At 64.1% G+C, this 19527-nt stretch carries 16 protein-coding genes; 7 read left to right on the top strand and 9 right to left on the bottom strand.

Features of this window, described 5'->3' with window-relative positions; all coding sequences use genetic code 11:
• Positions 1–41: 41 nt before the first annotated feature.
• Complete coding sequence (locus EJ066_RS10390; protein ID WP_126037366.1) at positions 42–2492, bottom strand: FAD-dependent oxidoreductase; 2451 nt, start codon at positions 2490–2492, stop codon at positions 42–44.
• Positions 2489–3373: a phosphotransferase family protein gene (locus tag EJ066_RS10395; RefSeq protein ID WP_126037368.1), complete on the bottom strand. Its 885-nt coding sequence runs from the start codon at positions 3371–3373 to the stop codon at positions 2489–2491. Before EJ066_RS10395 ends, EJ066_RS10390 begins: the two co-directional genes overlap by 4 nt.
• Before the next feature lie 441 nt (positions 3374–3814).
• Here EJ066_RS10395 and EJ066_RS10400 point away from each other — a divergent pair, with 441 nt between their 5' ends.
• Complete coding sequence (locus tag EJ066_RS10400; RefSeq protein WP_126037370.1) at positions 3815–4591, top strand: DeoR/GlpR family DNA-binding transcription regulator; 777 nt, start codon at positions 3815–3817, stop codon at positions 4589–4591.
• Here EJ066_RS10400 and EJ066_RS10405 read toward each other — a convergent pair.
• Together EJ066_RS10405 and EJ066_RS10410 are read right to left on the bottom strand one after the other, a co-directional pair.
• On the bottom strand, positions 4588–5484 hold the full coding sequence (locus EJ066_RS10405; protein WP_126043817.1) for an NAD(P)/FAD-dependent oxidoreductase: 897 nt from the start codon (positions 5482–5484) through the stop codon (positions 4588–4590). The genes EJ066_RS10400 and EJ066_RS10405 overlap by 4 nt on opposite strands.
• 10 nt (positions 5485–5494) lie before the next feature.
• Positions 5495–5944: an Rrf2 family transcriptional regulator gene (locus tag EJ066_RS10410; protein WP_126037372.1), complete on the bottom strand. Its 450-nt coding sequence runs from the start codon at positions 5942–5944 to the stop codon at positions 5495–5497.
• A gap of 87 nt (positions 5945–6031) precedes the next feature.
• Here EJ066_RS10410 and EJ066_RS10415 point away from each other — a divergent pair, with 87 nt between their 5' ends.
• The 6 genes from EJ066_RS10415 to EJ066_RS10445 all read left to right on the top strand — a co-directional run bounded on the left by EJ066_RS10415 (position 6032) and on the right by EJ066_RS10445 (position 12916).
• Complete coding sequence (locus EJ066_RS10415) at positions 6032–6958, top strand: LysR substrate-binding domain-containing protein (RefSeq protein WP_126043818.1); 927 nt, start codon at positions 6032–6034, stop codon at positions 6956–6958.
• A 135-nt stretch (positions 6959–7093) separates the two neighbouring features.
• Positions 7094–8248 carry an ABC transporter substrate-binding protein gene (locus tag EJ066_RS10420; protein WP_126037374.1) on the top strand — a complete coding sequence of 385 codons (1155 nt, stop codon included), beginning with the start codon at positions 7094–7096 and terminating at the stop codon, positions 8246–8248.
• Between the two features lie 189 nt (positions 8249–8437).
• The gene (locus EJ066_RS10425; RefSeq protein WP_126037376.1) at positions 8438–9436 is read left to right on the top strand and encodes an ABC transporter ATP-binding protein; all 999 of its coding nucleotides are present in this window, start codon (positions 8438–8440) and stop codon (positions 9434–9436) included.
• A gap of 252 nt (positions 9437–9688) precedes the next feature.
• Positions 9689–10654, top strand: coding sequence for an ABC transporter permease (locus tag EJ066_RS10435; protein ID WP_126037378.1), 966 nt, complete (start codon positions 9689–9691; stop codon positions 10652–10654).
• Positions 10644–11459 (top strand): ABC transporter permease, encoded by an 816-nt coding sequence (locus EJ066_RS10440; protein ID WP_126037380.1) that lies wholly within the window; start codon positions 10644–10646, stop codon positions 11457–11459. Before EJ066_RS10435 ends, EJ066_RS10440 begins: the two co-directional genes overlap by 11 nt.
• A gap of 29 nt (positions 11460–11488) precedes the next feature.
• The gene (locus EJ066_RS10445; RefSeq protein ID WP_126037383.1) at positions 11489–12916 is read left to right on the top strand and encodes a gamma-aminobutyraldehyde dehydrogenase; all 1428 of its coding nucleotides are present in this window, start codon (positions 11489–11491) and stop codon (positions 12914–12916) included.
• 397 nt (positions 12917–13313) lie between these two features.
• Here EJ066_RS10445 and EJ066_RS10450 read toward each other — a convergent pair whose 3' ends face one another.
• Genes EJ066_RS10450 through EJ066_RS10470 form a run of 5 tightly spaced genes read right to left on the bottom strand, consistent with a single transcriptional unit; the run spans position 13314 to position 19429 of the window.
• The gene (locus tag EJ066_RS10450) at positions 13314–13634 is read right to left on the bottom strand and encodes a formate dehydrogenase subunit delta (RefSeq protein WP_126037385.1); all 321 of its coding nucleotides are present in this window, start codon (positions 13632–13634) and stop codon (positions 13314–13316) included.
• Positions 13624–14454 (bottom strand): formate dehydrogenase accessory sulfurtransferase FdhD, encoded by an 831-nt coding sequence (fdhD, locus tag EJ066_RS10455; RefSeq protein WP_126037387.1) that lies wholly within the window; start codon positions 14452–14454, stop codon positions 13624–13626. The genes EJ066_RS10450 and fdhD overlap by 11 nt, the downstream gene beginning before the upstream one ends.
• Positions 14455–14456: 2 nt before the next feature.
• Positions 14457–17384: a formate dehydrogenase subunit alpha gene (gene fdhF, locus EJ066_RS10460; protein ID WP_126037389.1), complete on the bottom strand. Its 2928-nt coding sequence runs from the start codon at positions 17382–17384 to the stop codon at positions 14457–14459.
• Between the two features lie 12 nt (positions 17385–17396).
• A complete protein-coding gene (locus tag EJ066_RS10465; RefSeq protein ID WP_126037391.1) occupies positions 17397–18953 on the bottom strand; it encodes an NADH-quinone oxidoreductase subunit NuoF in 1557 nt (518 codons plus the stop codon).
• Complete coding sequence (locus tag EJ066_RS10470; RefSeq protein WP_126037393.1) at positions 18950–19429, bottom strand: formate dehydrogenase subunit gamma; 480 nt, start codon at positions 19427–19429, stop codon at positions 18950–18952. Before EJ066_RS10470 ends, EJ066_RS10465 begins: the two co-directional genes overlap by 4 nt.
• Between the last annotated feature and the right edge of the window lie 98 nt (positions 19430–19527).

The raw sequence follows: 19527 nt of genomic DNA on the forward strand, positions 1-19527 counted from the left end.
CTGATACCCAACGTTGCGCGTCGCCGCTGACCCAGAAATTTCTAAGCCCTGACCTTTTCGCCCGCTGGGTCGTAAAGCGGCTCGAGATGGATTTTCGCCGGCGTCCGCTCCATCGCCACCACCAGCTCGTAATCGCCGGAGGCGAGGAAGTCGTCGCTGACGCCGTCGGCGTTGCGCACATAGCCGTAGCCGATGTTTTTGCCGACCGTGTAGCCATAGCCGCCGCTGGTCAGGTAGCCGACCGGCTCGTTGTTGCGCAGGATCGTCTCGCGCCCGACCAGAACGATCTCGCGATCGTCGACCGTGAAGCCGGCAAAGCGCTTTTTCAGCGCGGCGCCGTCGAGCCTTTCAAGCGCCCTTCTGCCGACGAAATCCGTGTTCTTTCTGAGCTTCACCGCCCAGCCGAGGCCGGCCTCCTGCGGGGTATCGTTGGGCGTGATGTCGGAGCCCCAGGCGCGGTAGCCTTTTTCCAGCCGCAGCGATTCCAGCGCCCGGTAGCCGACCGGGCGGATGCCGTGCTTCTCGCCCGCCGCCATCAGCGCGTCGAAGATCTCGCCCGTTGCCGCGATCGGCACATGCAGCTCCCAGCCGAGCTCGCCGACATAGGTGACGCGCAGCGCCCGGATTGTGTGGCCGGCGATGGCGATTTCCCGCACATGTCCGAATGGGAAAGCGGTGTTCGACACATCCGCATCGGTCACCGCGGCCAGCACGTCGCGGGCACGCGGCCCCATCAGCGACAGCGTGCCGAAATCCTCGGTGACATCGGTCAGCGTCACGTCGAGTTCCTTGCCGACATGGTCGCCGATCCACGAGAAATCATGCGTGCGGAAACCGGTGCCGGTGACGATGTAGAATCTCTCTTCGCCGAGCCGCGCCACGGTCAGGTCGGCCTCGATACCGCCGCGCGTGTTGAGAAGCTGCGTGTAGGTCAGCCGGCCGACCGGCTTGATGTCGTTGGCGCAGATCCAGTCGAGCGCTTTCAGCGCGTCCGCGCCGCTCAATTCATATTTGGCAAAAGACGACTGGTCGAAGATGCCGACGCTCTCGCGCACCTGCCGGTGTTCGTCGCCGACTGCCGAAAACCAGTTCTGCCGGCCCATCGAATAGACGTCCTCAGGCTCGATGTCTTCGGGCGCGAACCAGTTCGGCCGCTCCCAGCCAAGCTTCGAACCGAACACCGCGCGGCGCTCTTGCAGCCGTTGATAGAGCGGCGACACGATCCGCGGCCGGCCCGTGACATACTCCTCATGCGGGAAGCCGATCGTGTAGTGCTTGCCATAGGCTTCCAGCGTGCGGTCGCGGACCCATTGCCGGTCGCGGTGCAGGTCGCAAAAGCGTCTGATATCGACCACCCACAGGTCGAGCGGCGCCTCGCCGTCGACCACCCATTGTGCCAGCACCCAGCCGGCGCCGCCGCCCGCCGCGATGCCGAAGGCGTTGAAGCCGGCGCCGACGAACATGTTGGCGCATTCGGGTGCGACGCCGAGAATGAAATTGCCGTCCGGCGTAAAACTCTCCGGCCCGTTGATCATCTGTTTGACGCCGACGGTTTCGAGCGCCGGAACCCGCGCGATCGCCTGGTTCATATGCTGCTCGAAATGATCGTAATCGTCGTCGAACAGCCGGAACGCCCAGTCATCAGGAACGTCGCCTCCGGCAAGATCGGTGGTCCAGGCTTGCGGATTCGGCTCGTAGCCGCCCATCACCAGTCCGCCGACCTCCTCCTTGAAATAGGTGCGGCGGTCGGGGTCGCGGATCGTCGGCGCATCGGTCGCCAACCCGTCGATCCTTTCGGTGACGATGTACTGGTGCTTCACCGGCTGCAACGGCACGTTGATGCCGGCCAGCGCCCCTACCTGCCGCGCCCATTGCCCGGCACAGTTCACCACCTTGTCGCAGGCGATGTCGCCCTTGTTGGTCCTCACCGCGGTGATACGGCCGTCCTTCATCTCGAAGCCGGTGACGCGGGTATCCTCGAACAGCCTGGCGCCATGCATGCGCGCGCCCTTGGCCAGCGACTGCGTGATGTCGGAAGGGCTTGCCTGGCCATCGGTCGGCAGCCAACTGGCGCCGACGAGATCGCCGGTTTCCAGCAGCGGCCACATTGTCTTGACTTCGGCCGGCGTCAGCAACTGCATGTCCATGCCGAAGCTTTTCGCCGTCGTCGCCAGCCTCTTGTACTCGGTCCAGCGGTCGGCATTGGTGGCGAGCCTGAGGCATCCGGTCATCTTCCAGCCGGTGGCCAGCCCGGTTTCGGCTTCCAGCCCCTTGTAGAGATCGACCGAATATTTGAGCACGCGGGTGATAGAGGCCGACGACCGCAACTGTCCGACCAGCCCCGCCGCATGCCAGGTGGAACCCGAAGTCAGCTTGCCCTGTTCCAAAAGCACGACATCGGCCTTGTGGTCACGCGCCAGATGATAGGCCGTCGAACAGCCGACAATGCCGCCGCCGATGACGACGATCCCGGCATGGCTGGGCAATGTCATGATTTCTGTCCGTATTTTGTTCTATAGTTTTCCAGCGCGGCTTCCAGCCGCGTCAGGTTTTCGTCGGTATAGGCGACGTAGTCGATGCCGGGTGCGTCGAGATAAAGTTCGGAAACCATGCTCCACATCGCCTCGCGCAGCAGCGATGCGCATTGCATGGCCGCGTGCGAGCGGCGGATCGCCTGGTCTGGCTCCTTCATGAAATAGGCGGTCAGGAAGGCGAAGGATTCCTCGTCGCTCATGCTGGCGTTCGAGGCGACGCCGGCAAGGTCGAACATCGCCGTGTTGAAGCCGGCATATTCGAAATCGATCAGCCACAATCTGTGGCCATCGTCGAGGATATTAGCCGGCAAAAGATCATTATGGCCGAAGACGATCGGCAGCAGTTTCTGCGCCCGTTCTAGCTCGTCGGCCAGAGCCAGCAGGCGCGGCAACTCGCTTCGCATGCGGCTGCCGCCTTCCTCAAGCGTGCGCGCATAGTCGCGGATGACATGGAACACCCAGAACATGAAGCCGGCGCCGGAGACATGATTTGGCATCTCCCGATGGAAGCCGCGCATCAGGGCGGCGACACGGCCGATATTGGCGCGCACGTCTTCCGCGACATAGGTCTTGGCGCCGAGAAATTCCGTCACCAGGATGCCAGGCTCGGAATAGCGAACCGCCGGCGCGAAGCCGGCGGCATGCGCTGCGCGCGCCGTCATCACCTCGCGCTCGCGAAAGACGTGGTGGAACGGAAAGTCCTGGCCAAAGCGCACGACATGCCGCCCGGCCGCGTCCTCGACCAGATAGTTGGCGTTGCTCAGGCCGCCCGGCAGCGGTTCGATCTCGATGCTACCGGTCCAGCAGGGCAGGGCGCGGATGCGATCCTCGGCAGTCAAGGGTTCATCCCTCGTTTCGCGGGAGTCAACAAGGCGCCACGGGGGGACGCAAAGATAGCGGTCGACAGGAGGGAGCAATGCGAAAGTCTCGTCGGTGCGGGACGCCAGGATCGGTATCCCGCACCGCACCGACGAGCCCCTGTGCCGGGTTCTTTGACTCCGGCATCCGCCCCCGCGGATTCGAAAAAAACCCTTTCCCTTGCGCCAGACGATTTTCCAGACGTTCGGGCAGATAAATTCTGGTGCGGCTCTGCCATCGTTCTCTCGTGGCAACTCCGAGCCTGTCACCAAGCCAGTGTCCTGCCATGTGACCTGGCTTGTCAACGAAAATTTGTGACTTTTTCTGTCGTCTTGCCCGAAATTGCAAGGATTCCTTGTATAGTGTGGCAGATTTGCCTTAAAAGCGGTCAGCGGCGCAACAATCCGATTGGGCGAGACCCGATGATCCATTCGAAGCGGCATGGCGAAATCCTGCGTCTCCTGCAGGAGGAGGGCACCGTCACCATCGCCAGCCTGGCCGACCGGCTGGGTGTCTCTCTGGAGACTGTGCGCCGCGACGTCAAGCCGCTGACCAGTGACGGTTCGATCCTGAAGATGCATGGCGCCGTCGGCCTGCCGTCGATGGCTGGCGAGGCGCCGTTCGAGCGGCGCATGCGCGAGAACGCCGATGCCAAGCGCGCCATCGCCCGCATGGTCGCCGCCACCATCCGCGACGGCGAATCGATCATGCTCGACACCGGGACCACCACCTCTTTCCTGGCCCGCGAACTGCTCGGCCACCGGCGGCTGACGGTGGTCACCAACTCTTCCGACATCGCCCGCACGCTGGCTACGGTCAATGGCAACAAGGTCTATATGGCGGGCGGCGAGTTGCGCAGCGATTCGGGCGCCGCCTTCGGCGTCTCGGCCATCGAATTCGTCAGCCGGTTTTCCGTCAGCCATGCGGTGATCTCCACCGGCGCGGTCGATGCTAACACGGGCGTCATGGACTATGATCTGGAAGAGGCGGAATTCGCCCGCATGGTGCTGTCGCGCGGCCAGCGTACGCTTGTCATCACCGACCACACCAAATTCGGTCGCCAAGGCCTGGTCCAGGTCTGCGGCTTCGACGGCTTTTCCGAACTCGCCACCGACCGGCCGCCGCCGCATGACATCGCTGCGGTACTTTCCCAGGCTGGCGCGCGGCTCAGCATTGCAGGCGCGGAAACCGGGATCTAATCGAAAACCAGCGATTGGTGGGCGCATATGCCCGCGAAGGCGCCGCCTGATACGGCGAAGGCGATGTTGTGCATCGATCGTGCCGCGTCTCCGGCGGCATAGACACCGGGGACTGTCGTCTGCTGGCGGTCGTCGACAACAATCACTGGACCGAGAAGACCTTCCGTGAAGCCGCAGCCGAGCTGTTCGGCAACCGGACTCGCCATGGTGTTGCGCGGCGCGGTGAACAGTGCCTTGACGCCGGCTTTGCGGCCGTCTTCGAGCCTGACGGTCAGTCCGCCCGAACCATCCTTTTCCAGTTCGGCCACGCCGGCCGGCTCGAACCGCACATTCCGCCTTTCCAGCGCAAGCATCTGTTCCGCGTCAGGCTCGAACATGCCGTTGGCGAACAGCGTGACGTCGCCCCAGTCGGCGATCAGTTGCGCCTGATGCACCGACATCGGTCCGGTTGCGAGCACGCCAAGCGACCCGCTGGCCACCTCATAGCCGTGGCAATAGGGGCAGTGCAGAACGCTCTTTCCCCAATGCTCGGCAAGCCCTGGGATATCGGGCAGGATATCGCGCACGCCGGTGGCAAGGACCAGCCGCGCCGCGCTGAATGTCTCGCCGCGATCCGCTGTGATCTCGAAGCCGGCACCGGCGGCAGCGGCCTTGTCCACCAACCCGGCGACGAGCTTGGCTGTCGGATAGGCCAGCAGCTGCTGCCTTGCGTCGTCCAGGATGGCGCCGGGCGCGCGCCCGTCCTGTCCGAGGAACCCATGCGAATGCTCGGCGAAACGGTTGCGCGGCTGCCCCGCATCGATCACTAGGACATTGCGCCGTGCCCGCGCCGCCTGGATGGCGGCCGACAGGCCGGCAAAGCTGCCGCCCACGACAATCAGATCATACTGCATGGCTGGCAGATCATACTGCATGGCTGGTCACTCCAATCAACTCGTAGCGGCGGCGGAAATCGGCGGCGAGGTCGGCGAGCGTGATGTGGCTGAGTTTCTCCGCCAGCAGCCTTTCGGCCTCGACGCGAAACTCGTCGAGCGCCGCGATCACCGCTTGTTCGACAAGACAGCCGGGGCTTTCCGGCTCGGTGCCGAACGGCAGCAGCGTTTCGCCAAGTGCGGCGCTGATCTCGGCCAGCGAGATGTTTTCGGGCGGGCGGCCAAGCTGCCAGCCGCCGCCATGGCCGCGCAACGAGGTGACGATGCCGGCGTCGCGCAAGCCGGCGATGGTCCGGCGGACCACGACCGGGTTCGTGTGGATGAATGTGGCGAGCTGCTCGGAGGTCAGCGCGTGTTCCTGCGTTTCGGTCATGTGGACGAGAATGTGCAGGGTCGACGACAGTCTGCTGTTTCGTTTCATGTAACTTAGTTAGTTACGAGACTTGCGATCGTCAAGTGATGCCGGTCCCCACTTCCCAGCGGCGTCTCCGCCGTGTTTAGTCCGGCCATGGCCTTCACCATCCGCCAGCTGCAGTTCTTCATCGCCGTCGCCGAGCAGGGCACGGTGTCGGGTGCCGCGCAGAACCTGTCCATCTCGCAATCGTCGGTCACCGAGGCGATCAAGGAGCTCGAAAGCGATCTCGGCGTTGAACTGTTCGAGCGCCACCCGCGCGGCCTCAACATCACCCACAAGGGTCACCAGTTCCTGCGTCACGCGACCAAGATCCTTGCCGACGTTTCCGACGCGCGCCGCGCCTTCTTCGGCGATCAGGCGATTGCAGGCGGCCGGCTCCAGCTCGGCGTCACCTCGCTGGTCGCCGGCTATGTGCTGTCCGACCTTCTCGCCCGCTACCGCCGCGCCTATCCGGGCGTCGAGGTATCGGCCATCGAGGACAATGGCGATTACCTCGAACATCTCTTGATCGGCGGCAAGCTCGACATCGCCGTCATGGTCACCTCGAACCTGCGCGACCGCACCGCGCTGCAATCGGAAATCCTTGAAGTCTCGGCCTACCGGCTGTGGCTGCCGCTCGGCCATCCGCTGGCCGGCGCCGACATCATCGGCATCGGCGACATCGCCTCGGAGCCGCTGATCATGCTGACCGTCGACGAGATCGAGGAGAATACCGGAAAACTGCTGGCGGCGATCGGCGCCAAGCCGCATGTCGCCTTCCGCACCCGCTCGGTCGAAGCGGTGCGCAGCCTCGTCGCCACCGGCGCCGGCGTGGCGCTGCTGCCCGACCTCGTCTACCGGCCGTGGTCGCTGGAAGGCGACCGCATCGAATCGCGCGATATTTCGGGCTCCTTGCCGGTGGTCCAGGTCGGCATGGTCTGGCGGCGCGGCTCCGGCCTGCCGCAGGCCGCGCGCGACTTCATCGGTCTTGCCCAGTCGCAGCGCATGGTCCGTCAGCGGCCGGACAAGATTGGCCGCTGATCTATCGGAAAAACCGATATCGCCTTTCTGATAAATGAATTTGCGAAACCGGAAATTTCACAGCACCTTGACGATCAGGGACCAAAGCCGCCGCGACAGTGCGGCCCCTTATGCGCCAAAAATGGGAGATCGACGATGAATTCACTGCTGAAGTCATGCACTGCCTTGACAGTTGCGCTGGCCTTCTCCGGCCAGGCCATCGCCCAGGTCACGGAACTCGGTAAGGGCGAAGGCGAGGTCAACATTGTCGCCTGGCCCGGCTATATCGAGCGCGGTGAAACCGACAAAGGCTACGACTGGGTCACATCCTTCGAGAAGGACACGGGCTGCAAGGTCAACATCAAGACCGCCAACACCTCCGACGAGATGGTTGCGCTGATGAATGAGGGCGGCTTCGACCTCGTCACCGCCTCCGGCGATGCCTCGCTGCGTCTCGTCGCCGGCAAGCGCGTCCAGGCGATCAACACCGATCTCATCCCGAGTTGGAAGACGGTCGACGACCGCCTGAAGGACGCCCCGTGGTTCACGGTCGGCGGCGCCCATTACGGCGTTCCCTACCAGTGGGGGCCGAACGTGCTGATGTACAACACCGAAGTGTTCAAGGAAGCGCCGAAGAGCTGGAACGTCGTCTTCGAGGAAATGAACCTGCCCGACGGCAAATCGAACAAGGGCCGCGTCCAGGCCTATGACGGGCCGATCCACATTGCCGATGCCGCCAATTATCTGATGGCCCACAAGCCGGAGCTCGGCATCAAGGACCCCTATGAACTGACCGAGGACCAGTACAAGGCAGCCCTCGATCTCTTGCGCGTCCAGCGCACGCTGGTCGGCCGCTACTGGCATGACGCCGCCATCCAGGTCGACGATTTCCAGAACGAAGGCGTCGTCGCCTCCGGCTCGTGGCCCTATCAGGTCAACACGCTGGTCGCCGCCAAGAAACCGGTCGCCTCGACCATTCCCGAGGAAGGCGTCACCGGCTGGGCCGACACCACCATGATGGAAGCCGACCCGGCCCACCCGAACTGCGCCTATATGTGGCTCGAGCATTCGCTGTCGCCGAAAGTGCAGGGCGATGTCTCCGCCTGGTTCGGCTCGCTGCCGGTGGTGCCCGCCGCCTGCAAGGGCAACGAACTGCTCGGCGACGAAGGCTGCAAGACCAACGGCTACGACAATTTCGACAAGATCAGGTTCTGGAAGACGCCGGTGTCGAAATGCGCCACCGGAAACGACCAGTGCGTGCCTTACTATCGCTGGGTGTCGGACTATATCGGCGTCATCGGCGGGCGGTGAGTTCGCTTTGCTAGAGAGGTAGGCGCTGCCCCTCACCCCTTACCCTCTCCCCGTGAAGAACGGGGAGAGGGGGTCGCCAGCGCTGGAGCGCTTCCTTCTCCCCGTCACTATACGGGAGAAGGTGCCGGCAGGCGGATGAGGGGCAGCGCAGACGCCTGGATTTAAGAGCCTGACACATCAGGACAGCCCATGACCTCGGCCGTTTCCTTCCAGAAAGTCTCCCGCCATTTCGGCAGCGTGCGCGCCGTCGACACTGTCGATCTCGACATCGTGCCGGGCGAGTTCTTTGCCATGCTCGGGCCTTCCGGCTCCGGCAAGACGACCTGCCTGCGGCTGATCGCCGGCTTCGAGCAGCCGACGGCGGGCTCGATCTCCATCTTCGATGAACGCGCCGAAGGCGTCCCGCCCTATCGCCGCAACGTCAACACCGTGTTCCAGGACTACGCGCTGTTCCCGCATCTCAACGTGCTCGACAATGTCGCCTATGGCCTGATGGTCAAGGGCGTCGGCAAGCCGCAGCGGCAGAAGGCGGCGGAGGAGGCGCTGTCGCTGGTGCGGCTTCCCGGTTACGGCGCCCGTCGTCCCGGCCAGCTCTCCGGCGGCCAGCGCCAGCGCGTCGCGCTCGCCCGCGCGCTGGTCAACCAGCCAAAAGTGCTTCTGCTCGACGAGCCGCTTGGCGCGCTCGACCTCAAGCTGCGCGAGAACATGCAGGAAGAGCTGAAGTCGCTGCAGAAGGCGCTTGGCATCACCTTCGTCTTCGTCACCCACGACCAGGGCGAGGCGCTGTCCATGGCCGACCGCGTCGCCGTCTTCAACGACGGCAAGATCATGCAGGTCGGCACGCCGGAAGATATCTACCAGCGGCCGAAGACGCGCTTCGTCGCCGATTTCGTCGGCTCGTCCAACGTGCTGCCGCCGGATTTCGTCCAGCGTTACTCAGGCCAGCACCGCTGGGGCAGCCTGCGCCCTGAATCCATTCGTGTCGGTCGTGCCGCCAAGGGCGACGGCGTTGCCGCCCGCCTCGTCTCGACCAACTATCTCGGCGCCACGACAAGGCTGGCGCTCGATGCCGACGGGCTGAGGCTGCACGCTGTTGTGCCGGCTGGTACGAAATTGCCCACGGAAGGGGAGGCGGTCGTGCTCACCTTCAACCGCGAGCACCTGCATCTGATGGACGAGACGGCATGAAGGCGCTTTCGGCAATTGTCGCCAATAGCCGAGACAAGGCGCTCTACGGCGCCCCCCTCTGTCCTGCCGGACATCTCCCCCACAAGGGGGGAGATCGGACGTCACGCCGGCTTTCGCCAATCGCCTACGCCGCAAGAATGAGTAAGGCGCCGAAGCTGCCGATCTCCCCCTCGTGGGGGAGATGTCCGGCAGGACAGAGGGGGGCGCGAAGGATCGCGGCCTCTCTATCCTCCGCCAGGGCCGGGCGGCGTCATGACAATCGCCGCGCTCAACTCCAACCCCGCCCCCGCCATCCTGCCGGGAAGCGGCGGCATGCGTGGCGCCCTGTCCGACCTCTTGTGGCGCAAGCCGAGCCTGCTGCTGCTCCTCATGCTGCTGCCGCCGATCCTGTGGCTCGGCATCGTCTATATCGGCTCGCTGTTCGCGCTGCTCTTACAGAGCTTTTTCTCGATCGACGAGTTCTCCGGCCTCATCAACCGGCAGTTCACGCTGAAAACCTATGGCGACCTGCTCCAGGCCGCCAATCTCGACATCATCCTGCGCACGGTGACGATGGCGGCCCTGGTCACGCTCGCCTCCGCGGTCATCGCCTTCCCCATCGCCTATTACGCGGCGCGTTATGCGCGCGGCCGCTGGAAGGCGCTGTTCTATCTCGGCGTCATGCTGCCGCTGTGGTCGAGCTATCTGGTCAAGATCTACGCCTGGAAGCTCATCCTCGCCAAGGAAGGCATCCTGACCTGGCTGCTCGCCAAGCTGCATCTTCTGTGGCTGCTCGATGGCTGGCTGTCGCTGCCGATCGTCGGCGGCAACTCTGTGTCGGTCTCCTTCACCGGCACCTTCATCGTCTTCGTCTATGTCTGGCTGCCCTTCATGATCCTGCCGGTGCAGGCGGCACTCGAGCGCGTGCCGGGCAATCTGGTCGAAGCCTCGTCCGATCTTGGCGCCTCGCCTGGCCAGACCTTCCGCAACGTGCTGTTCCCGCTGGCGCTGCCGGGCATCGTCGCCGGCTCGATCTTCACCTTCTCGCTGACGCTCGGCGACTACATCATCCCGCAGATCATCGGCACCTCGCGGCTGTTCATCGGCCAGGCCGTCTATTCGCAGCAGGGCACCGCCGGCAACATTCCGCTCGCCGCCGCCTTCACCGTGGTGCCCATCGTCATCATGGGTTTCTACCTTTGGGGCGCCAAGCGCATGGGAGCCTTCGATGCGCTCTGATCGCGGCCAATCGGCCCCCCTCGGCCTGAAGATCGCCGCTGCCGGCGGCCTGCTGTTCCTGCATTTGCCGATCTTCTTGATCTTCGTCTATGCCTTCACGACCGAGGAAAAGAGCTTCGTCTGGCCGCCGCCAGGGCTGACCACGCAGTGGTTCGCCGTCACCTGGAACCGCCCCGACGTCTGGGCAGCGCTGTCGCTGTCGGTCAGGGTTGCCGCCATCTCGACCATCGTCGCCCTGGTGCTTGGCACGCTCTGCGCGGCCGCCGTGTCGCGAACACGGTTCTTTGGCCGCGAAACGATCTCGCTGCTCGTCATCCTGCCCATCGCGCTGCCCGGCATCATCACCGGCATCGCACTGCGCTCGGCCTTTTCACTGGCCGAGATTCCGTTCTCGTTCTGGACGATCGTCCTCGGCCACGCCACCTTCTGCGTCGTTGTCGTCTACAACAACGCCGTCGCCCGCTTCCGCCGCACCTCCGGTTCGATGATCGAGGCGTCGATGGACCTCGGCGCCGACGGCTTCCAGACGTTTCGGCATGTCGTGCTGCCCAACATCGCCACGGCACTCCTTGCCGGCGGCATGCTTGCCTTCGCGCTGTCGTTCGACGAGGTCATCGTCACCACCTTCACCGCCGGCCAGCAGCAGACGCTGCCGATCTGGATGCTGGAGGAACTGATCCGTCCGCGCCAGCGCCCGGTCACCAATGTCGTGGCCATGGTCGTCGTGCTGGTGACGCTGCTGCCCATCCTCGCCGCCTATTACCTGACCCGCGACGGCGACCAGATCGCCGGCTCGGGCAAATAACGTCAAGAATCCGCAAGGGAGAGACTGCCATGGACACAAAGATGCTGATCGGCTCGAAATTCGAGAAGGGCACCGAGACCGAGGAGCCGATCCTTAATCCGAAGACCGGGGCGACCATCCTCAACCTGCCTGAAGCCAGCCAGGCGCAGATCGAGGCGGCGGTGCTGGCGGCCGAAAAGGCTTTCGTCACCTGGTCGCGCACCACGCCGGCCCAGCGCTCGGGCTATCTCCTGAAGATCGCCGGCCGCATCGAGACCGAGGCGAAGGAATTCGCCGCCCTCGAAGCGCTCAATTGCGGCAAGCCGATCAATGCCGTGCTCAACGACGAGATCCCGGCGATCGTCGACTGCTACCGCTTCTTTGCCGGCGCCGTCCGCTCGATGCCCGGCCAGGTCGCCGGCGAATACATTCCCGGTCACACCTCGATGGTGCGGCGCGATGCCATCGGCGTCGTCGCCTCGATCGCGCCGTGGAACTATCCGCTGATGATGATGGCATGGAAGCTGGCGCCGGCGATTGCCGGCGGCAACACCGTCGTCTTCAAGCCCTCGGAGCAGACGCCGCTGACCTCGCTCAAGCTGGCGAAAATCCTGGCCGATATCCTGCCGGAGGGCGTCGTCAATGTCGTGCTCGGTCGTGGCGACAGCGTCGGCAACACGCTGATCAACCACCCGAAGGTCAACATGATCTCGATCACCGGCGACGTCGCCACCGGCAAGAAGGTTCTGCAGGCCGCCGCCAAATCGGTCAAGCGCACGCATCTCGAGCTCGGCGGCAAGGCACCGGTCATCGTCTTCGACGACGCCGATCTCGATGCGGTGGTCAACGGCCTGCGCGCCTTCGGCTACTACAATGCCGGCCAGGACTGCACCGCCGCTTGCCGCATCTATGCCGGCAAGAAGATCTACGACAAGCTCGTCGCCGACCTTTCCTCCGCCGTCTCGACCATCAAGTACAACCGCCCCGATGACACCGAGAACGAGATCGGGCCGCTCATCTCACGCCGCCAGCGCGACCGCGTCTCGAGCTTCGTCGAGCGCGCCTCCGAGCTGAAGCACATCGAGATCACCACCGGCGGCAAGCCGGGCGAGGGCTCCGGCTTCTTCTACCAGCCGACCGTCGTCGCCGGCGCTCTGCAGGAGGACGAGATCGTGCGCCGCGAGGTATTCGGGCCGGTCGTCTCCGTCACCCGATTTTCAGAGGTCGACGAGGCGGTGAGCTGGGCCAATGACAGCGATTATGGCCTCGCATCCTCGGTATGGACCAAGGATGTCTCCCGCGCCATGGCGACGGCCGCCCGCCTGCAATATGGCTGCACTTGGATCAACACCCATTTCATGCTGACCAACGAGATGCCGCATGGCGGGCTGAAACAATCCGGCTACGGCAAGGACATGTCGCTCTATGCCCTGGAGGACTACACCGCCGTGCGGCATGTGATGGTGGCGCACGGGTAGCGTTTTTTACCTCTCCCCCTTGTGGGAGAGGTCGGGTTGCCCCGATTTGTCCTTCACAAATCGGTTGGCAATCCGGGTGAGGGGTAAGCAAGCGCCAAGCTGGAATACTCCTCATCCGTCTTGGCGCTAACGCGCCAATCCACCTTCTCCCACAAGGGGAAAAAGTGGGCGCAGTTGCTACGCCACAACGCGGAAGATCTGCCACATAGGGCCCCATCTCCTTGCCCCATCCGCACACTTCGGGCGTATCGAGTTTCGATCGGCCTCACGCAAATGTCCCGCCCGGCCAGACGATTTCTTGTCGCCGACCATAGCAGAGCCACGCCGTTTTTTGCGGCAGCCAAACTTTAGAGGAGCGAAATATAAGACCTTCGGCGACCGGGAGGCGGTTGTCGGGCTATTTCGGCGGAGCGGCACTCTCGGCCTGTGCAGGCCCACGCCCGGCGTAACCGATGCTCGTATCGGCCTGTTCCGGCGTCTTGGGCCGCTTGATCTTGCCGGAAGCAGCCACAACGAGCTCGTTGAAGCCTTCGCCGCCGGCATCCAGCATTTCGAACAGCTGCCGCCGCATCCTCGGCTCCCAGAACTTGTTGATATGCTCCGCAACGCCGGCAATGCTTTCCTCGCGCGGCTTGGAATGGAAGAAATCGGCGATCTGGTTGGCCATGCGCACCAGCTTTTCCCTGGTGCTCATGATGTGTTCTTCGTCATGCGACATGCCTAGTCACTCCGGAAACCACCCGCTCGGGGTGGGTGAAAATATCGAAATCACCGCCGCGCACCAACGCCACCAGCGTCATGCCTGCCTCTCCTGCCGTGCGGATGGCAAGCGCGGTCGGCGCCGAGACGGCGATGATGAAGGCAGCACCGATCGCCGCGGTCTTCTGCACCATCTCCACCGACACGCGCGACGTCACGACGACGGCGCCCGATGCGCCGTCGATGTCGGTCTTGGCCAGCGCGCCGGCCAGCTTGTCCAGCGCATTGTGGCGGCCGACATCCTCGCGCGCCATAACGATGCCCTTGCCCGGCACATAGAAGCCTGCGGCATGGACCGCACCCGTCTCGGCATGCAGCGGCTGCACCTTCGACAGGAGCTTGACCGAGCGGACGATATCGTCGGCCTTAAGCGTAAGTCTCGACGAACCGACAGCGTCGACCAAGCGCATCGCTTCCTCGATCGATTCGATGCCGCACAACCCGCAGCCGACCGGGCCTGCCAGCCGTCGGCGCCGCGCTTCGAAGCGCGTATTGGCTTGATCCTTCAGCCTGATCTGGATGTCGATGCCCGCACCGTGATCCTCGACCTCGATCGCCTCGATCTCTTCAGGGGCGGCGATGATGCCCTCGGTCAGGGAGAAGCCGAGCGCGAAGTCCTCGAAATCGGCGGGGGTCGCCATCATCACCGCATGAGTGGTGCCCGCATAGGAGAACGCCACCGGCGTCTCTTCAGGCACCATGCGGTCAGCGGCCGCAGTGCCGCTGGCGCGGTGCGCCAGCCGCGAAATCTGCGTCGTTGCTTTGCGGCGCGCGGCCAAGACTACTCCGCCGCTTCCAGCGGGGCGATGCGCCGGCTCTGGCGCGCCTGCTCGTTATAGTCCCTCTGCCACTCGGTCGGGCCGTTTGACGGTGCCACCTGCACGGCGGTGACCTTGTATTCCGGACAGTTGGTCGCCCAGTCCGAGAAGTCGGTGGTGATCACGTTGGCCTGCGTGTCGGGGTGGTGGAACGTCGTATAGACTACGCCCGGCGAGACGCGGTCGGTGATCAGCGCGCGCAGCGTCGTCTCGCCGGATCGGCTTGCCAACCGCACCCAGTCGCCGTCGCGGATGCCACGGTTCTCGGCATCGTGTGGGTGGATCTCCAACCGGTCTTCGGCATGCCACATCACATTTTCGGTCCGCCTCGTCTGCGCCCCGACATTGTATTGCGACAGAATCCGGCCGGTGGTCAGCAGCAGCGGGAAGCGCGGCCCGGTCCTTTCGTCCGTCGCCACATATTCGGTGCGGATGAACTTGCCCTTGCCGCGCACGAAACCATCGATGTGCATGATCGGCGTGCCGAGAGGCGCCTTCTCGTTGCAGGGCCATTGCACGGATCCGACACGGTCGAGCAGTTCGAAGGAAACGCCGGCGAAGCTCGGCGTCGTCCTGGCGATCTCGTCCATGATCTCGGAGGGATGCTGGTAGTTCCAGTCCAGCCCGATCGCACGGGCAAGCTCCTGCGTCGCCTCCCAATCGGCGTAGCGCGCCTTCGGCTCCAGAACCTTGCGCACCATGTTGATGCGGCGCTCGGCATTGGTGAAAGTGCCGTCCTTCTCGAGAAAGGTCGAGCCCGGCAGGAAGACATGCGCGTAGTTCGCCGTCTCGTTGAGGAAGAGGTCGTGCACGACGACGCATTCCATCGCGGCGAGGCCGGCGGCAACATGCTTGGTGTCTGGATCGGACTGCAGGATGTCCTCGCCCTGGATGTAGATGCCCTTGAAGCTGCCGTCGACGGCGGCATCCAGCATGTTGGGGATGCGCAGGCCGGGTTCGTCGTCGAGCTTCACGCCCCACAGGCTTTCATAAATGTCGCGCACGGCTTCGCCGGAGATATGGCGGTAGCCGGGCAGTTCGTGCGGGAAGGAGCCCATGTCGCACGAGCCCTGCACATTGTTCTGGCCGCGCAGCGGATTCACGCCGACGCCCGGCCGGCCGATATTGCCGGTGGCCATGGCGAGGTTAGCGATCGCCATCACCGTGGTTGAACCCTGGCTGTGTTCCGTCACGCCGAGACCGTAATAGATCGCGCCATTGCCGCCGGTGGCGTAGAGACGCGCCGCGCCGCGGATCAGCTCGGGATCGACGCCGGACAACTTGCCGACGGTCTCGGGGCTGTTTTCCGGCAAGGCGACGAAAGACGCCCAGTCCTGGAACTCCGCCCAGTCGCAGCGTTCGCGGATGAAAGCTTCGTTGAAAAGGCCTTCGGTGACGACGACATGCGCCAGCGCCGTCAGCACCGCTACATTGGTGCCGGGCTTCAGCGGCAGGTGATAGGCCGCTTCGATATGTGCCGACTTGACCATCTCGGTACGACGCGGATCGAGCACGATCAGCTTGGCGCCCTCCTTTCCTGGCGAGCCACGCAGCCGCTTCTTCAGCCGCGAGGCGAATACTGGATGGGCGGAAGCGGGATTGGCGCCGATGATGACGGCGACGTCGGTATAGTCGACGGAGTCGAAATCCTGCGTGCCGGCCGAGGTGCCATAGGTCTGGCCGAGCCCGTAGCCGGTTGGCGAATGGCAGACGCGCGCGCAGGTATCGACATTGTTATTGCGGAAGCCCTGCCGCACCAGCTTCTGGACGAGATAGGTCTCTTCGTTGGTGCAGCGCGAGGAGGTGATGCCGCCGATCGCGGTGCGGCCATACTGGTACTGGATACGGCGGAATTCCTTGGCCGTATGGGCGATCGCCTCTTCCCAGCTCACCTCGCGCCAGGGATCGGTGACCTTTTCCCGGATCATCGGCGACAGGATGCGGTCCTTGTGCGTGGCGTAGCCATAAGCGAAACGGCCCTTCACGCAGGAATGCCCATGGTTCGCCTTGCCCTCCTTGTAGGGCATCATGCGAATGACCTCGTCGCCCTTCACTTCGGCCTTGAACGAGCAGCCGACGCCGCAATAAGCGCAGGTGGTGACGGCCGAACGCTCCGGCAGGCCCTTGGCAAGCACCGACTTCTCGCGCAGCGCATCGGTTGGGCAGGCCTGCACGCAGGCCCCGCAGGACACGCATTCGGAAGCGATGAAATCCTCGTGCATGCCGGCGACCATGCGCGATTCGAAACCGCGGCCCTCGATGGTCAGCGCGAAGGTGCCCTGCACCTCCTCGCAGGCTCGCACGCAACGCGAGCAGACGATGCATTGCGCCGGATCATAAGTGAAATAGGGATTGGATTCATCACGGGCGATGTAGTCGACAGCCAGCGAGCCATGGCCGGGCGCTACGCCGTTTTCCTGCTTGACGTGGTTGCGTCCCTCGATGCCGTAGCGGTTTTCAGTCAGGCCGACCGTCTTGGCGACCTTGTCGAACTCGCTGGCGCCGGTGCCGGCCTCCTCGTTCCAGCCGGTCGGATGGTCGGAGACGTAGAGTTCCATCACGCCGCGGCGGATGGCGTTGAGGCGGTCGGTCTGCGTGTGCACAACCATGCCTTCGCCGACCGGCGTCGTGCAGGAAGCAGGTGTGCCGCCGCGTCCATCGATCTCGACCAGGCAGACCCGGCAGGAGCCGAACGAGTCCAGCATGTCGGTGGCGCAGAGCTTCGGGATTTCGACGCCCGCTTCCATCGAAGCGCGCATGATCGAGGTCCCCGCTGGAACCGTCACCGACTTGCCGTCGACCGTCAGCGTCACCTGCTGTTCTGCTTCCGAGGCGGGCGTGCCGTAGTCGATTTCCTGGACCAGCGATTTGATGTCGAATGTCGCGTTCATGCCTGTCCGCTCCTATTCCGCTGCTTCGGCGACTGGCGTCGGCCGAAAGTCGTCGGGGAAATGGTTGAGTGCACTCATCACCGGATATGGGGTGAAGCCGCCCAGAGCGCAAAGCGAGCCGAACTTCATCGTGTTGCAAAGGTCGGTGACCAGCGCGATCTGTTTTTCGGGTTCGACGTTCCGGGCGAGCCGGTCCAGCACCTCGACGCCGCGCGTCGAGCCGATGCGGCAGGGCGTGCACTTGCCGCAGCTTTCGATGCTGCAGAATTCCATGGCGAAGCGCGCCTGCTTCAGCATGTCGGCCGTGTCGTCGAACACGACGATGCCGGCATGACCGATCAGCCCGTCCTTGGCGGCGAACGCTTCGTAGTCGAAAGGCGTGTCGAACAAAGCGCGAGGGAAATAGGCGCCGAGCGGCCCGCCGACCTGCACGGCCTTGACCGGACGTCCTGTCGCGGTGCCGCCGCCGATATCGTCGACGATCTCGCCCAGCGTCATGCCGAACGCGGCCTCGTAGAGGCCGGGATACTTGACGTTGCCGGCGATCTGGATCGGAATGGTGCCGCGCGAACGGCCCATGCCGAAATCCTTGTAGAAGGCCGCGCCCTTATCCATGATGATCGGCACCGAAGCCAGCGAGATGACGTTATTGATCACCGTCGGCTTGCCGAACAGGCCCTTGTGCGCCGGCAGCGGCGGCTTGGCCCGCACCTGCCCGCGCTTGCCCTCGAGGCTGTCGAGCAGCGAGGTCTCCTCGCCGCAGACATAGGCGCCGGCGCCGACACGGACTTCCATGTCGAAGGCATTGGGAGAACCTAGCACGTTGAGGCCGAGCAGGCCGGCCTTGCGGGCGATCTCGACGGCTTTCTGCATGACCGCTACCGCGTGCGGATACTCCGAGCGGATATAGATGAAACCCTTGGTCGCGCCCGTCGCGATGCCGGCGATCGCCATGCCCTCGATGAGCACGAACGGGTCGCCTTCCATGATCATGCGGTCGGCGAACGTGCCGGAATCGCCCTCGTCGGCATTGCAGACGATATATTTGCGGTCGGCCGTGGTATCGAGCACCGTCTTCCACTTGATGCCGGTCGGGAACCCTGCGCCGCCACGACCGCGCAGGCCGGACTCGGTCACTTGGCTGACGACATCGGCCGGCGTCATCGCCACGGCGTTCTGCAGGCCCTTCAGCCCGCCATGCGCCTTGTAGTGATCGAGCGACAGCGGATCGGTGACGCCGCAACGCGCGAAGGTCAGCCGTGTCTGCTTTGCCAGAAACGGGATCTTGTCGGGTGCGCCCAGCCAGCGCTTGTGGTAACCACCAGTGAGAAAGCCGCAGTCGAACAGGCTTTTGACGTCGGAAGGTTTTACCGGCCCGTAGGCGACGCGGCCGTTAGCCGTCGCCACCTCGACCATCGGCTCGAGGAAATAGGCGCCGCGCGAACCGTTGCGCACGATCTTGGCCTCGATGCCGCGATCGGCCAATTGCTTCTCGATCGCCTTGGCGACTTTTTCCGCACCGAGCGCCAGCGCGCCGGAATCGCCTGGAATGTAAATGCGCGGGATCATGAGCGCACCTCGGCAACGATCTCGTCGAGCTTCTCGTCATTGAGCCGGCCGATCACCTCGCCGTCCAGCATCGCCGACGGCGCGCAGGCGCAAAGGCCGAGGCAATAGACCGGCTCCAGCGTCACCGAACCGTCGCGGGCCGTCTCGTGAAAGCCGATGCCCAGCAACTGCTTGAGCTTGGCGGCAATGGCGTCCGAGCCCATCGACTGGCAGGCTTCCGCCTGGCAGAGCTTCAGCACATGCCGCCCGGCCGGGTGGCTGCGGTAGTCATGATAGAAGGTGACGACGCCGTGCACCTCGGCCCTGGAGATGTTCAGCGCCTCGGCGATGACAGGCAGCGCGTCCTGCGGCACATGGCCGAACTCTTCCTGGATGCTGTGAAGGATCGGCAGCAGCGGGCCTTCGAGGCCCTCCAGCTCCTGGACGATCGCCGCCGTGCGCGACGCGATCTCGGTACTTGCAGGCTGCATCGACATGCAGCGCCCTCCCTGGTCGTTGCGATCCAAGCATGTCGCCCAAAGAGTGAAGCGGTTTTGGGGCAACGATATGCACAATGTCGCTAAGTGGTTAGGAA

This window comes from Mesorhizobium sp. M9A.F.Ca.ET.002.03.1.2 (assembly GCF_003952365.1).
GTDB lineage: Bacteria > Pseudomonadota > Alphaproteobacteria > Rhizobiales > Rhizobiaceae > Mesorhizobium.

What these genes read in the sequence shown, in the direction of transcription:
- EJ066_RS10445 (WP_126037383.1), top strand. Translation starts at nt 11,489, where the DNA reads ATGGACACAAAGATGCTGATCGGCTCGAAATTCGAGAAGGGCACCGAG.
- EJ066_RS10450 (WP_126037385.1), bottom strand. Translation starts at nt 13,634, where the DNA reads ATGTCGCATGACGAAGAACACATCATGAGCACCAGGGAAAAGCTGGTG.
- EJ066_RS10390 (WP_126037366.1), bottom strand. Translation starts at nt 2,492, where the DNA reads ATGACATTGCCCAGCCATGCCGGGATCGTCGTCATCGGCGGCGGCATT.
- EJ066_RS10435 (WP_126037378.1), top strand. Translation starts at nt 9,689, where the DNA reads ATGACAATCGCCGCGCTCAACTCCAACCCCGCCCCCGCCATCCTGCCG.
- EJ066_RS10440 (WP_126037380.1), top strand. Translation starts at nt 10,644, where the DNA reads ATGCGCTCTGATCGCGGCCAATCGGCCCCCCTCGGCCTGAAGATCGCC.
- EJ066_RS10405 (WP_126043817.1), bottom strand. Translation starts at nt 5,484, where the DNA reads ATGCAGTATGATCTGATTGTCGTGGGCGGCAGCTTTGCCGGCCTGTCG.
- EJ066_RS10470 (WP_126037393.1), bottom strand. Translation starts at nt 19,429, where the DNA reads ATGTCGATGCAGCCTGCAAGTACCGAGATCGCGTCGCGCACGGCGGCG.
- EJ066_RS10415 (WP_126043818.1), top strand. Translation starts at nt 6,032, where the DNA reads ATGGCCTTCACCATCCGCCAGCTGCAGTTCTTCATCGCCGTCGCCGAG.
- EJ066_RS10465 (WP_126037391.1), bottom strand. Translation starts at nt 18,953, where the DNA reads ATGATCCCGCGCATTTACATTCCAGGCGATTCCGGCGCGCTGGCGCTC.
- EJ066_RS10410 (WP_126037372.1), bottom strand. Translation starts at nt 5,944, where the DNA reads ATGAAACGAAACAGCAGACTGTCGTCGACCCTGCACATTCTCGTCCAC.
- EJ066_RS10420 (WP_126037374.1), top strand. Translation starts at nt 7,094, where the DNA reads ATGAATTCACTGCTGAAGTCATGCACTGCCTTGACAGTTGCGCTGGCC.
- EJ066_RS10425 (WP_126037376.1), top strand. Translation starts at nt 8,438, where the DNA reads ATGACCTCGGCCGTTTCCTTCCAGAAAGTCTCCCGCCATTTCGGCAGC.
- EJ066_RS10400 (WP_126037370.1), top strand. Translation starts at nt 3,815, where the DNA reads ATGATCCATTCGAAGCGGCATGGCGAAATCCTGCGTCTCCTGCAGGAG.
- fdhF (WP_126037389.1), bottom strand. Translation starts at nt 17,384, where the DNA reads ATGAACGCGACATTCGACATCAAATCGCTGGTCCAGGAAATCGACTAC.